The sequence below is a fragment of the Rubripirellula reticaptiva genome (assembly GCF_007860175.1).
Lineage (GTDB): Bacteria > Planctomycetota > Planctomycetia > Pirellulales > Pirellulaceae > Rubripirellula > Rubripirellula reticaptiva.
Genome location: NZ_SJPX01000003.1, coordinates 409,488 through 422,954 on the forward strand (window position 1 = coordinate 409,488; position 13,467 = coordinate 422,954).

Genomic DNA, 13,467 nt, shown 5'->3' on the forward strand with positions numbered 1-13,467 from the left:
GCCGAACCTGTGTTTGCTGTTGGCGTTTGTTGATGGCACCGCAACGTTTTTGATTCTTCGTTTATGAACAACACGCCCTGCCGGACGACGACACCCGTTTACTTGCCGACCGGGTCAACGCCCAATTACTTGCCGCACGAATCGACGCCCGCTAGACTGTGGCGACGCGGTTTCCGCTTCCCAGAACCCGATCAACGCTCGTCCATAAAAGCCGATAACCAAGTGATTCAACGGAGTCGGGCTTGCAGGGTTTTCGCAATGATCACGTCTAATCTCCCGACCCGCTGATCACCAGCGTTATCGCACTGATTTTGACTGCATCGAACCGCATGCCATGAAGCTGCCAATTCGCGAGCGGATCCCGGAGTCCTTCGTCGCCTACCTTGCCGAGGTTGATCAGTTGATTCGGTGCTCGGATCCGTCGGCCATTACACCTTCAGATGACCTACTGCAATGCGATGACGCCTATGGTGGTCGGCTTGACGATGGATCACTGGACTTTGCATTCACGTTTTTTCCAGAACCATTTGACGATCTTCCATTTCCGCCGCTTTGGTACTTCACTCTTTCAGAAGATCAGATTTCAAAAATCGCTGCTGGAAACCTAACTGATCTGGATATGTGGAGATGCCCTGCCGATTGCGGATTCCGTGGCTCGACACCTGACTACTACTGCTCTCGTTGCAACTAGCGACGTCAACAGCTTGGGAACGTCTGGGCGATAACCATGGCATTCACACGAAGCACGGCATAAGATACTTACAAATGGAAGCCACATAGGCCGTGCTCGGTGATGCCGGTCGTTCTGCTACTGAATTATGAATCTGCATCGCACTTTGATTTGTCTCGTTGCAACGGCTTTTTTGCCTGTAGTAACATCGTGCAATAAACGCAGGGCACCGACGACACTCAGCAACAACAAGTTCCGGACGGGGGCAGTGACGACTGGAAACAGTCTCGACGGCGATGGATATTTTGTAACGACTGTTCATCGGCCAGACGAACCGCCATGGCTTCTCGTGGCAAAGCCGATGCCATATGGAAAGGGAGGACGGATTCACGACCGAATCCTCAACTGATTCGATTACTGTCACAATCGACGGACGTGAATACACGCGGGAGCCCGGTGTGTGTTTCGTTGCTCTTGATACTGGCACTAAATACACGTCACAACGATTAACTGTTCCCGGAAACGCAACACTCGAAGAACTAAAACAGGTATCGCTGGCAATCGAATTGCCTCAGTTCAAACAGCTAATCGATCCACTTGAAAGAGCAGAACCATCCGATGCACCGAAGGACCGGGCGTCGCGTATTGACAATGGAAAATCAACTTCCGGTCCTCGGTGATCGGTACCGTTCTGCATGGACCAAATTTGCACATGGACCTTCGCCCCACACTTCAGCCCTCGAAGATCGACGAGGAGCTCGCCGCACGTCTTGCGGAACTTGCCGCAAAGATCGACGGTGCACGCCCCGGCGAATGGGAGGAATGGCTTGCCGAGTTCAACAATCTCGCGAGCACGTCGATTCCGTTCGGGCACTTTCAGGGAATCTACGGTGGTGAAGACCACATTGATTGGGTACGCCGTATTTTGCACGAAGAACAAACAACGCCGGCCGAAGATGTCACACGCGAAGAGCTAATCGAGATTGTTTGTCGCGCCATGCCGGAGAATGGATACGCCGACCATCAAGCGTACATGGAAATTCTCGACAAGAATGTACCGCGACCCGATGCATCAAATTTGATCTTCTATCCGCCTGACTACGATGCGGCTACCAACACATGGGCTGATGGTCGTATGATGGGTGAATATGATCCTACGCCCGAACAGATTGTCGATTGGGCATTGCAACCCGATCCAAGAAATGCAGAACAATGACATGCACGGGAGGACGGCTTGCGGCGTTTGCTGAAATGAATCGTCAACTCTCCGTCCCCCGTGATGTCTGCCGTTCTGTGACCTAAACAACTGCTCTGCGGCAAACGCAAAAGCCGCTCGAAACTTGACAACTAACGCAGATGAATCCCTTCGCACGACATTAGCGAAATTCAACCTGACACTGGCGGAGTACGTCATGCTAAATCTCGTGCGTTACGAGCCGAGGCATGTGAATGATGCTCCCGGCTACGCTCGCGGATTGGTCACGGACACGTCCGTCCCAGTTCCGACCGTTTCCGAATGCAAAGCCGCAATACGTACGCTTTGCGACCGGAATCTGGCACGAGTGATTGACCTCGATTCACAACGCGAGATTCGACGCTTCGTTAGCAGTCTCAATTGCATCGGCCCAACGGATGGAATTCCTCTCATCGGCCAGTTCGATTACACCATCGACGGTGCGAGTCTTTGTCGCGATGTACTGAATTTCGCGAATTCGGATTTTGGCGACGATTACTATTGGCACAATTACGTTTGCTTTATCCGACGACGAAGCCTTACAATCGTCTACACATTTGACTCGGAATGGGCGGACGACAGCATCACATCCTGCGAACTTGTTCCTGTCAGCGATTGGGAACCAATCGGTATTTGGCGTTCGCAATGGTGGCATGAGATTCCAAGCGGATATAGACGCGAGTGCCTCCCAGACCTCGACTGAAGCAGCACAGAACCATGTCATGCACACGAAGGACCGCGTGACGTTTTTACAAGTGGAAACCACATTGGCGGTCCTCGGTGATGACCGCCGTTATCCGTCTAACACTGATACGGAAAGACATGACCCGCCAGGACGCTATCAACGACCAAGAAGACTAGATGTCATGACACTTGTGACTCTCTTGGTAGCGTGAGCAGTTGCGCGGACGACATGCAACGGCGAACTGCTGCTGCGGTGATCGTCCGCATTTCACTTTAGAAGATAAAAGGTTTGAAATGCGGACGATCACCTTGCTATCTTTCGGATGGCAAACCTGATTCTTGGTTCACACACACCGGGCGACGACATGCTCGTGCAGAATCAACTTGATTCACACTTGAATCTAAGACACAATACATTTGCCATCGCAACATCGCATGGTGGTTTCTCCCATCGCTAACTACCGACGGATAACAAAACGATGAACCGAAGCGGCGGATTTCCGCGGTTTTGGGATGGAGAATCCAATCCCGCCACTCGGTTATCGTAGGCGTTATCCGACTGACTCCCTTAGGTGTCCGGCGTATTTGTTCGCACAAGCGATCATTTCAACGCTCGAATGCGAATTGGTCGTTCGGCTTTTGCGTTAGTGAGTCGACGCGTCAAATGTTTTGATCCTCCGTTGGCGTTGGCTACAACGTTGGTTGATCGCTGACTGATTTCCGTCTTAACGAATGGCGTTTGTCGATGGCACCGAAACGGTTCTGATCCTTCGATGAACGGAATTGCTTGCCGCGTACGTTAGGGCCCGCTAGACTTTGGCGACTTGAAATCCACTGCCCAACACTCGATCAATGCCCGTCGATAAAACGGATAACCATCGGTTGTACCGGAGCGGCGGTGGGCGCGTTGTTTTGAAATCACGGCACTCGCCGCCGCCCGGTAAACCGCAACGTTATGTCGCTAAACCATGCGAGGCCCCAAATGCGTTTGATTGCCCTTTCGCTTACTTGCTGTTTCCTTGGTTTGCTTGTCGGATGCTCCAAGCCTCAACCAAATGGCTTGCGTTCAGTCTCGTCATTAGAAGATGCCTCAGGTCAGGAAGACGCCGCAAACGAAAAGCTGTCCGAACAGGCAGGTCGAAATGCAGCAAAGCTGAAATCGCTAATCACCAAAGAAATTGAGTCACTTGGCAATCACGCTTGGGCTGGGTCGTACTACATGGGCGATGGGCTAGGAGAAAACGTCTCGCTAGTAATATCACCAACCAATGGGTACGTTTTTGAATGGCATGGCTGCATGGGCTTGTATGATCGAAATTTCGGGAAAATCAAACGCCAAAATGACCGCCTTCAACTTTCATTCACCTTTCCGAATAATCAACAGGGCTTTCAAGGGATCGCGGGAGAGTTCACGCCTGTCTCTTGGGCAAATCGAACTTATTTGATTCCGTCGAATGATCTAGTTGGGTTTTGCAACGACATAAATAGCGGGGCGGAGCCACGCAAACAGGTTCATGGCAATTACCTACTTCGTGATGGTGATGAATCGAGTCTTGTGACTGGGCATCCTGAGATTCCCGTGAAATTCAAACCATATCTGCTCGACCAACCTATCGAGGCAGCAATCATTGAAATTGGAGATGTTACGACTCGCCCAAGTGTTTGTGATTGGAATTTCAAGGACACTGAGGTAATCATAGACTCAGGGACCAACGCCGGCGTCCTGCAGGGAATGGAACTATATGTCGTTGCGCCGAATGACGTAGTTGAATCGGTTATAATTCGAAGCGTAGAGAACAACAAATCTATTGGCGTAATGACTCAGATCGACGACGATGAAACAGCAATCAAAGCCGGCTGGAAACTTTCGACCCGACCACGCTGGAACGACTGAAAAAATCGCGACATAACAATGCGATGCACGCGAAGCCGGACTTGCGCGTGGTTTGGAAATGGATGATCGCTGGTTCCGGCTCGGTGATCGCTGACGTTCCCCGACTGAAAGATTTAACGCGACAACCAACGTTGATCGATCACGAAAACCCATACGCACCTGCGTCGACGTTGCCTGCAAGCAATCGCGGTAATTGCCCAATCTGCGGCAACCGTGTTGGCTACGTTCGATTCATCTTTCCTTTCGGGCACTGTGGCGACTGCGGAAACTATTTGACGGTCCGAAATTGGGATGGTGCGAGTTGGCCGTGGTCTGTGGTTTTATTCCTGATCATTGCGTCTCCGATCATCGCGAGATACACCCTCGGTCCTGGTTCCGACGCTCCAACGATACGCCTGCTGCTATGTTGGCTCGTTGCTCATACCATCTACGACAAGCTCGTTGGGCGATTGGTGCCGGCCGTCTGCTGGGGATTGGTTGCACTTCGGGACGATGATCGCTTACCATCAAAGGACTCTCCCCATTGTCAGTCATGACGAAGAAGCGGGGAACCATCACATGCACCGAAGGACGCGAGTCGAGCGGTTTGGCAATGGAAAATCTTTCGCGCGTCCTCGGTGATGTGTAACGTTATCCGACTCGCGATGTGATGTTAACCCGCTTTTACATCAGGATATGACCTACCATTCTCCCTACCGTCCGCCCATTAAAGATTGCTCCTTTGAGGGCACCTCGCCGGCTCTACGCCTGCTGGACTTCTTCAAGCGTGGCTTCCGCATGGGCGCGATTGTCATGGGAATCTATCTGGTGATTCCATGGGCGCTAATGGTCGCATCATACCTCTACCGATGGTTTTCTGGCGGCACCTGCACATCTAAGTCGGTTCCCTGGTTGCTGGCGTTGCAAACGATCGGCTCTTCGCTCGGATTTGTCGCTGCGATGGGACTGGTCTGCGGCGTGTTCTGGGCAGCACTAAACGTAGTTTACCGATTTGCCTTCGGTAAGGCTCTAAATCCTTCAGACGGCGGATAACCATTCCGATGCACGGGAGCGGCGAAGTCGCGTTTTTCGACAATTGAACATTTCTCGTCGCCGCCCCGTGATCGGCGACGTTACCGTGACCAACAAGGCACGCCGTCACGTTGATACTGTGCTTTCCAGAACGCAAGCCTCCGAGCAGCCTCGTCCTGCGTTTCATGAGGGCCGTCAAGCGTCACGACTCCCATCGTTGTGTACGTTTTCTCAACACCCGGATTCAATCGCTGCCGTATCGTCATCATTCGCTTATGTCCGTTGTGGTAGATCGTCCAGTACCTCAATGGCGGTACGAACAGGCTCACCATCCACCGAAAGGGCACGGTAACAATGCCGTGCAACGGAGCGGCGGCAACGTCTGTTTTTTGATTCATAGTTTTTCCTTCGCCGCCCGCTGACGGCTGACGTTATCGGGATGTAGCCCCGACGATTTGGTTTCGCACGTCTGCCACTTCTTCTGTGATCGGCATCCCGTGCATGATCGCTTCCGTGATGATCGCCTGCGCCCGTTTATTCAATTCGGCTACCACGATGACCGTTGCCTTTAATCTCATCTCCTCGTTCAACCCGAACGATTTCGCGGAATCGTAGCCGTGCCGCACCGCCACATTGTTTTGCATGATCTCGCGAAACTTGTCCTCCAGTTCCATCTCTGCCCGTGGTTCTTCGTATTGCTCGTCAAACATAAAACACCCGATAACAATGTGATGCACGGGAGTTGCGGGCAGCCCGTTTGGTGGAATCAACGTCACGGGCCGCAACCCCGTGATCACTAGCGTTATCCGACTGAACTGAAGCCATGGCCATAAAAACGAACGACTGGGTGCGATCCTACTCTGCTGGCGTTTGGCGCGTTCTCTCGGAAGTGCCACCACACTTCGAGATGCGAACTTCGCCCGACGAACCGAAGGAGCTCTATGACGGGCCATTGTTCATCGTCAAACGTATTGTCAACAACAAATGGAAGCCTGCGTTTGAGATTGAGGCAGCACACGCCGCATTCATCAAGCCATTGAACAAGGCTGATACCAAGAAGTTGGAAGCGTTCATCTCACAGAACGATAGCGTCCTCAACGAATTTACGTCCTACGAGCGTCCATTGAAATGCATACTTAACATCGGATTTGCATTGAAGCGTAAGTCTGACCTCAAGAAGTTGCGCGATGAAGTTGCTGCAATATTAGGTGAAGACCTGTCCAAAGGTGTCTCGGCACCAGCAATCGCCAAAGCGATTTCCTCGACTTCATACGCTGCACTATGCAACGAGTCCCCCCAATCAGGTACACTTCAGTTCGTCAACTTCAACTATGAAATCCGTCGGCGTGAATTGATCTTTCGAGAAATGAACGCACTGAATTTCTGAACTGAATGGAGAACGGCGGATAACCAAGCGGTGAACGGGAGCCGCCGATGACGCGGGTTTTGAAATCATAGTCCATTGGCGGCGGCCCCGTTACCGCCAGCGTTCCCCGACTGAAGAATCGTGTCCGAACCGATTGCTGAAACCAAATTCGATTGCGTCGATCGACACGGAAACGCTTTTGTAGCGACCGTCCAGATCGGCGATCCAACGACCCGCGAGGACAAGCACGGCCGGACCGAGTACCTCATTCACATTTCGTTTGATCCGTTCATCGCAAAACGTCCACAAGGCGGACACGACACATTCACTGTGATGTGTTTCGCGATCGAACTTGTGCGTAAGGCACTGCGAGTGTTTGTGGCTCATGGTGGTTCGGTGTTTATGCACGGCACGCGCTCTCCCATCGACATCGACGACCCATACTTTACGCCCATCTGTGGTATCATCGATCGTAAGTTCATCGACGGAGAGCCCGCCCCAGGTTCACCTCGGCTCTGAGATAGCGGGGAACCATCCCGTGCACCGGAGCCGGGCTTGCGAGTTTTTTCAAATGGACAATCAACTTTCCCGGCCCGGTGACGGGTGACGTTATCCGACTGAAATACTCATGCATGAACCCAATCCCTACGCTACACCAGTAGGCAATGCCGATCGCGACAAACCCCGATCGGACGCAACTACCAACTGGTTTGACGCGCGATTTCTGTTTCGCTGTATGCTTGCGACCGTGGCGTCATTCCTAGTGCTGCCTCTCCTGTGGATCGTTACGCTCACTGTTCGCGACTACGACCGCGGAACTGACTTAACTGTGCTTGGCGACACGTTCTGGCAATATGTCTTCGTCTCAAAACTTCCTGTTCTCTTTATGCTCGGGTGCGTCGCGGCATTGGCTCTCCTCTTTTTCCTTTCGCGGTCTCACCGCAAACGATCATTCAGCAAACGCGCGTCGTAGCCCATTCCGTGGTGTGCGCGGACGTATTGCTTGGGCATTGGTGGCTCGACTATACTATCGCGGACGGTTCTGGTCCTGCGATGCAACGGCGCGTGAGCGGATAACCAAGCCATGCACCGGAGCCGGGCTTGCGCGTTTTTACAAATGGAACATCAACCGTCCCGGCCCGGTGATGGCAGACGTTATCCGTCTGTAACCCTAAGCACAGGTCCAATCATGATCGAGAATCGATACTCAAACGCAAACTTTCTTTCGAAACTCGGCTTGTTTGTAACATTCGAAATCGCAGTGTTCGCGATCGCGTCGCCGCCTGCCTACGCGGATCTTATTTACACGACTTACTTATACAACAGTGATGGCTTTACCGACATCGGCGACACCTACCGTTCGGTTGACTACGATGGAAGTACGGTTGGCTGGTCAGCGTTACGATCCGACGGGTCTTTCTACGTTCAGTCGCAAGGCGTGATTGACACATCCTCTCTTAGCGGCGAAATCGTTGACTGGGCATTTTCTACTTCTTCGGGTGGCTACGTCATTACTAGATCAATCGCGGTCCCGGAACCCTCGTCGGTACTTTCTGTCGGACTTCTGTTTCTATTTCTTGGGATAGCGCGTCGGCGTATTCGGCCAGGCTCCCCAACCACAGGTCAATGACGGATAACCACGCAATGCACCCGAGACGCGAAGTCGGGCGTTTTGACAATGGAGAATCTCTCGTCGCGACCGGGTGATTTTAGACGTTCCCTCAATGAGTTGACATGTGATACGTCGCACCCTCATTTGCACTGCGATCCTTCTGGCCATCGCGGCGGGATCGTGGGGCGTGTGGATCGCGTCTCAGGTCGCCGGAATACCACGCGAGGCGTACGCGTCAGATTGGACAGCGGTATTCATCATTGACCACATTCGCACGACGGGTGCTTGGCCCAACGGTTGGGACGATCTTCGCGACGAATACGATCGCATGGCCGTTCCACAACACTACGCGTGGACATTCGACGAACTCCAACAACTAATCGACGTGAACTGGAACACAACGGTTGACGAAATTCGTGGCTCGCCAAGTCCGCCAGACAATGTGCGTCTGACTAGCGGTCGTCAGCTTAGTTACAATGGCGACCCAGACAAATTGATCCACGACTTCGTCTTAACTGGCAACGACCCTCATCAAATCAGCGAACGAATCGGAAACTGAGGGAACCATGACATGCACGGGAGGACGGCTTGCGCGGTTTTTGAAATGGAGAATCTTTCGTCCGTCCCCCGTGATGTCTACCGTTATCCGACATACTCCCTCAGGTGTCCGGCGTATTTCTTCGCACAAGCGATCACTTCAACCTTCGATTGCGAATTGGTCGTTCGGCTTTTGCGTTAGTGAATCGACGCGTCAAACGTTTTGATCCTCCGTTGGCGTTGGCTGCAACGTTGGTTGATCGCTGACTGACTGCGGTCTTTACGGTTGGCGTTTGCCGATGGCATCACAACGGTTCCGATCCTTCGATGAACGGAATTGCTTGCCTGGGACTTTAGGGCCCGCTAGACTCTGGCGACTTGAAACCCACTGCCCAACACTCGATCAATGCCCGTCGATAAAGCGGATAACCATCGGTTGTACCGGAGCGGCGGTGGTCACGTCCTGTCGAAATCACGGCCTTCGCCGCCGCCCGGTAAACCGTAACGTTATCCGAGCTACCGAGAATTCGCATGCGAACTCTTGCTGTCTGCATCCTATTCGCTTCAACTTCGATTGCATGCGCTGAGAACGTTACGCACTTCTACCCAATTGGCACACAAGTAAGATTCACGGTCGACTCCAGCACGTTTGCACCGACACCCAAATGGCGACCGAGTAAGGGAAGGGTGCCGTTGTCTAGTGAGGACGCAATCGCCGTCGCGATGCGTTACCATAACTCTCTTTCGTTCTCGCGGTCGTTGGCACAACCTTATCGTTGGCAATTTGCTAGAGCCATCTTGATCTCACACGATGATGAACACTGGTACTGGGTCGTGACGTACAAAGGGGTGTTCGATATGAAGCTGATGGGCGCGGGTCACGCCAACTTCGGCGGCTATTCGGGCCCCTCCTTTCCGAAGACGATATTCACCCACTACCCGGTGCTGTTTAGTGGTGAAATGCCGAAGCCTGTTAAGCGACAGCGGGATGATCCACACCGCCCGGCAGAAACAGCGGGTGATCTGATCAAGATGCTAGAGAGTGATGGAGAAAAATTCACTCCGATCCTAAACCTCAATGAATGGCCTGTCCTAAACAACGGTACTCCAACGAGTGACGACGGATAACCATCGCGTGCACACGGAGGCCCGTTGGTTCGTTTTCACAAATGGATACTCAACTCACGGGCCCCGGTGACGCGGGCCGTTCCCCGACCGAAATTGATGACCACAAGACGCACACCGACTCAACGTTACGCATCCTATGCTATTGCGACGTTGCTGATTTGCGCTGCTCTATTCGGACTGCTATACAACGCAGGCTCACTCTTTGCGGCGTTTCAAGGTGCGTTCGACGAATCGCCGGACATCGCTCAATTGCCGCACTTTTTCACTGCGTTTTATGTAATGTCCACGATTTGCATCGTCTGCTACATCTCGATCATCGTCGCTTCTGTTGGGCTCTGCCTTGGCTCCGCGACCTGTGCACGGTTACTTGCGATGTTGCTGCTGTTTGAAGTTCTTTACTTTTTCGCGATTGGTGCGATGTGGACTCTACCGAACGCGGGTCGGGGAATTGGAGCCGCAACAGGGATCGCGAACGGCGGACTTATGGCTCAGTTCATCCTCTTAATGCCGATTTGGATACCGATTGCATTTGCTTTCCTTGGGCTCTACCGCCAAAATCCAGTGTTTGCTGATGATGGCACGTTGACCTGAACACCATTACCACACGGCGGGGAACCAAACGATGCAACCGAGCGGCGAAGTCGGGCGATTTGAAGTGGTTGATCTTCCGTCGCCGCCGGCTGATCGTAACCGTTATGCCTTACGAGTGTTCCATTTCTCCAGCACCTTCGCCTCGGCCTGCTCGCGTATCGAATACGTTCCTACACCTTGCTTCCATTCTTCAGCTTGCTCAGCAAATCCTATCCCACATAGTTCACAACGAATGCCCACCATGTTCGGCGTGTAACCCCAGTCGCCTTGCTTGAATGTCATTTGGACGCTGCTTCCGCAAAACGGGCACGGCATAACAATCGGTTGCACGGGAGCACTTATCGTCGTTTTCTCTGAACTCATAGCTTTCCTTTCGTGCCCCGTGAACCGCAAGCGTTAGCCCACAGATTTGAAGGCTCATGAATAGTCAGGTTCGCTTTGCGATGCATCCCGCCGACGAACGCGACTTCGAGCATTTGCTCGTCAGTGATGAGGCGATCCGTTTCATCGCAGGCCCTCGGTGGAAGGCGGAAACGCCAGTAACTTCGAGATCGCTTGCCGACATTGACACTAACTACTGCATCGTTTGGTCCACAAGCGACATCGCGAAACTGAAGGCCGAGTACATACCCGCGTGCGACGACTGGTACTGCCGTTCCGAGTACGCAACCATCCAGTTTCTTCGTTCTGAAATCGACGAGGCGTTGATCACTGAGGGGCGCATTGCAGTCTCTACGGTTCCAAGCCGCGACTTTCCGACGTCGCGCGTCAAGAGCCTCGAGAAACGATACAGCGACCTGCGGAAATACTTCCGGAAGAACTACTCGAATTCGATAATCCAATGGCGTAACCCGACTGTTGCTTATGCCCCCGCCGGTCCCAATCGCTCCGCGAACCCAAGCAAGCCCGATCCACAAGTATGGGTTGGTCCGCATGCGTTACGTTGGCTCCGCGAAGAGCCGGACCGTAGAATAAAGCAAAGTCGACAATCGATCGTCGAGGCCGTCCTCGTCGATGGCATGGGCTAACCATCGCATGCAACGGAGCCGGCGGTCGGGTCGGTTTTGAAATCAACGCATTTCGCGCCGGCCCGCTGATGCGTGTCGTTCGCCCATCATGACAACCGTCATTTTTTCAATCTTCTTCGGCATCGGCTGGGTCTTTGCTATTCTCGGAGCAATCAACGACTTCCGCATCCTGGTACACGGAAAAATCGAAGAAGACACGAACATGACTGGTATCCCAACGGAGGAACTTACCGGCATCGCAACCCGGCTCGGCTTCGTTCGCTTGATCGCTGCCCTCCGTTTGGTATTCGCCATCGCTTGGATCATCGCTGTTCCGATGCTTGCGATCCGAGCGTGGTGGGGCGAACCATGAAATGCACGGGAGGACGGGAGTCGCGTTTCTTGGTCAGCTTGCAAGTCTTTCACCCGTCCCCCGTGATTTCTAACGTTCCCCGACTGAAGAATGAAGCTCAAGTATCTCGTCGTTGGGCTATTGCTATTGGCGATTCCGCCAATCTTCCTTCTCTGCGCTGGCGCTCCGTTGCTTTTCCCAAACCGTGAAGGCTTCCCGCCATGGGAGAAGTTTCCGGATGGCAATGGCATCACATACGTTGACAAATACACACATGACCCAGGGATTGATCCTCTCTACCTTGCGTCATTCCGCTACGACGATGACGCGGCACTCGAACGCTTCATACAAACGTTTGGCCTTGTTCCACTTCAAGGCGAGGAAGACGCGGCAACGTTCACGACCACGATGCCTGATGCCGTGCCCTGGTTTCCGCTCTCAAACGTGACTACACAATACGTATACCCGGACAAGGATGTTGAATATGTCGCGAACGTTTGGATCGATTCCACGCAAAACTATGGTATCATCGAACGAACTTGGTGGTGAAACCAACACTCACCCAAGATACGGGGAACCATGACATGCACGGGAGCACGGCTTGCGGCGTTGTTTGCAATGGATCGTCAACTCTCCGTGCCCCGTGATGTCTACCGTTATCCTATAAATTGATGCTTGATGGCACTTCGACTATTCAACCATACAAGTCGGAACATTTTCGAGGCATCAGTTGCCGAGTCTGACGAACGTGTTGGGAAGTTCTTCACGGATTCAAACTCGCGACGCATTGGGCGTACCAGCTTCGAGCTCGTAGCGACGCTTGACGCTCGCTTCCTCGGTAACCCGAGTCTGGGTCTTCCTGCACAAGTGCCATTCGTGTATCGGGTGCGAAGCCCAGATTTCCATCCGTTTGCATATAGCGTCCGACCGAACGGACGCATCAAAATACTGTCGAAGTTTCTAACTGTTTCACTCCCGAAGATAGAGCTGAAATCGGAGCAATTGATTTTCGGCACCCGGCGTAAATACGATCCGACTGACGCACAGGACGCGCTTGATTGGGCCGGCGTATTTGGACTCGATCAGCTCGACAGCTCTCAACGTCAACGCGCAATTTCGCTCGTTACGGAATCCTGGGGTGATGATTGGTCGTCGCATTGCATTTGTCCAATCAAATATTACGACTCGCCATGGTCAATCCTTCGTGGCGAATGGATTCGACCGTTCTCGCAGAGTGCAAGCTTTTTTTGTCCGGTCCGTAATTCAAATTGTAACGAATTGGCCGGTCCAAGATCGACCGTTCCCATTGCCACTTTGAAAACTGACGATGCGTTCGATCTCTTCGGAGGATATCATGCAACGCTGATATTGACATTCTGCA

Annotated in this window: 17 protein-coding genes; 14 read left to right on the top strand and 3 right to left on the bottom strand. The window is 52.8% G+C overall.

What is annotated here, in order from left to right:
* Positions 1 to 334: 334 nt before the first annotated feature.
* From Poly59_RS14315 to Poly59_RS14335, 5 genes are all read left to right on the top strand, one after another.
* A complete protein-coding gene (locus tag Poly59_RS14315) occupies positions 335 to 691 on the top strand; it encodes a hypothetical protein (RefSeq protein ID WP_146534784.1) in 357 nt (118 codons plus the stop codon).
* 691 nt (positions 692 to 1,382) lie between these two features.
* Positions 1,383 to 1,886, top strand: coding sequence for a hypothetical protein (locus Poly59_RS14320; RefSeq protein WP_146534785.1), 504 nt, complete (start codon positions 1,383 to 1,385; stop codon positions 1,884 to 1,886).
* A 124-nt stretch (positions 1,887 to 2,010) separates the two neighbouring features.
* Positions 2,011 to 2,607 (top strand): hypothetical protein, encoded by a 597-nt coding sequence (locus Poly59_RS14325; RefSeq protein WP_186776251.1) that lies wholly within the window; start codon positions 2,011 to 2,013, stop codon positions 2,605 to 2,607.
* A 963-nt stretch (positions 2,608 to 3,570) separates the two neighbouring features.
* Positions 3,571 to 4,482: a hypothetical protein gene (locus tag Poly59_RS14330; RefSeq protein ID WP_146534787.1), complete on the top strand. Its 912-nt coding sequence runs from the start codon at positions 3,571 to 3,573 to the stop codon at positions 4,480 to 4,482.
* A 675-nt stretch (positions 4,483 to 5,157) separates the two neighbouring features.
* Positions 5,158 to 5,514, top strand: a complete 357-nt coding sequence (locus tag Poly59_RS14335; RefSeq protein ID WP_146534788.1) for a hypothetical protein — start codon at positions 5,158 to 5,160, stop codon at positions 5,512 to 5,514.
* Between the two features lie 80 nt (positions 5,515 to 5,594).
* Here the strand turns inward: Poly59_RS14335 and Poly59_RS14340 are convergent, their stop codons facing one another.
* Together Poly59_RS14340 and Poly59_RS14345 are read right to left on the bottom strand one after the other, a co-directional pair.
* Complete coding sequence (locus tag Poly59_RS14340) at positions 5,595 to 5,891, bottom strand: hypothetical protein (RefSeq protein WP_146534789.1); 297 nt, start codon at positions 5,889 to 5,891, stop codon at positions 5,595 to 5,597.
* A gap of 33 nt (positions 5,892 to 5,924) precedes the next feature.
* Entirely contained in the window at positions 5,925 to 6,269 is a 345-nt protein-coding gene (locus Poly59_RS14345; protein ID WP_146534790.1) for a hypothetical protein, read from the bottom strand.
* Between the two features lie 47 nt (positions 6,270 to 6,316).
* Here Poly59_RS14345 and Poly59_RS14350 point away from each other — a divergent pair, with 47 nt between their 5' ends.
* The 6 genes from Poly59_RS14350 (at position 6,317) to Poly59_RS14375 (ending at position 10,727) form a co-directional block, all read left to right on the top strand.
* The gene (locus Poly59_RS14350; RefSeq protein WP_146534791.1) at positions 6,317 to 6,880 is read left to right on the top strand and encodes a hypothetical protein; all 564 of its coding nucleotides are present in this window, start codon (positions 6,317 to 6,319) and stop codon (positions 6,878 to 6,880) included.
* Positions 6,881 to 7,000: 120 nt separating this feature from the next.
* Positions 7,001 to 7,378, top strand: coding sequence for a hypothetical protein (locus Poly59_RS14355; RefSeq protein WP_146534792.1), 378 nt, complete (start codon positions 7,001 to 7,003; stop codon positions 7,376 to 7,378).
* A 670-nt stretch (positions 7,379 to 8,048) separates the two neighbouring features.
* Complete coding sequence (locus tag Poly59_RS14360; RefSeq protein ID WP_186776255.1) at positions 8,049 to 8,489, top strand: PEP-CTERM sorting domain-containing protein; 441 nt, start codon at positions 8,049 to 8,051, stop codon at positions 8,487 to 8,489.
* Positions 8,490 to 8,595: 106 nt separating this feature from the next.
* Positions 8,596 to 9,030: a hypothetical protein gene (locus Poly59_RS14365; RefSeq protein ID WP_146534794.1), complete on the top strand. Its 435-nt coding sequence runs from the start codon at positions 8,596 to 8,598 to the stop codon at positions 9,028 to 9,030.
* A 665-nt stretch (positions 9,031 to 9,695) separates the two neighbouring features.
* Positions 9,696 to 10,136, top strand: coding sequence for a hypothetical protein (locus tag Poly59_RS14370; RefSeq protein WP_146534795.1), 441 nt, complete (start codon positions 9,696 to 9,698; stop codon positions 10,134 to 10,136).
* Positions 10,137 to 10,232: 96 nt separating this feature from the next.
* A complete protein-coding gene (locus Poly59_RS14375) occupies positions 10,233 to 10,727 on the top strand; it encodes a hypothetical protein (RefSeq protein WP_146462533.1) in 495 nt (164 codons plus the stop codon).
* Between the two features lie 102 nt (positions 10,728 to 10,829).
* On the opposite strand, the gene Poly59_RS14380 is transcribed toward Poly59_RS14375, so the two are convergent.
* A complete protein-coding gene (locus tag Poly59_RS14380; RefSeq protein WP_146534796.1) occupies positions 10,830 to 11,090 on the bottom strand; it encodes a Lar family restriction alleviation protein in 261 nt (86 codons plus the stop codon).
* Between the two features lie 56 nt (positions 11,091 to 11,146).
* Between Poly59_RS14380 and Poly59_RS14385 the strand changes: the two genes are divergently transcribed.
* From Poly59_RS14385 to Poly59_RS14395, 3 genes are all read left to right on the top strand, one after another.
* The gene (locus tag Poly59_RS14385) at positions 11,147 to 11,755 is read left to right on the top strand and encodes a hypothetical protein (protein ID WP_146534797.1); all 609 of its coding nucleotides are present in this window, start codon (positions 11,147 to 11,149) and stop codon (positions 11,753 to 11,755) included.
* A gap of 88 nt (positions 11,756 to 11,843) precedes the next feature.
* Positions 11,844 to 12,107, top strand: coding sequence for a hypothetical protein (locus Poly59_RS14390; protein ID WP_146534798.1), 264 nt, complete (start codon positions 11,844 to 11,846; stop codon positions 12,105 to 12,107).
* A gap of 90 nt (positions 12,108 to 12,197) precedes the next feature.
* Positions 12,198 to 12,635, top strand: a complete 438-nt coding sequence (locus tag Poly59_RS14395; protein WP_146534799.1) for a hypothetical protein — start codon at positions 12,198 to 12,200, stop codon at positions 12,633 to 12,635.
* Positions 12,636 to 13,467: the final 832 nt, after the last annotated feature.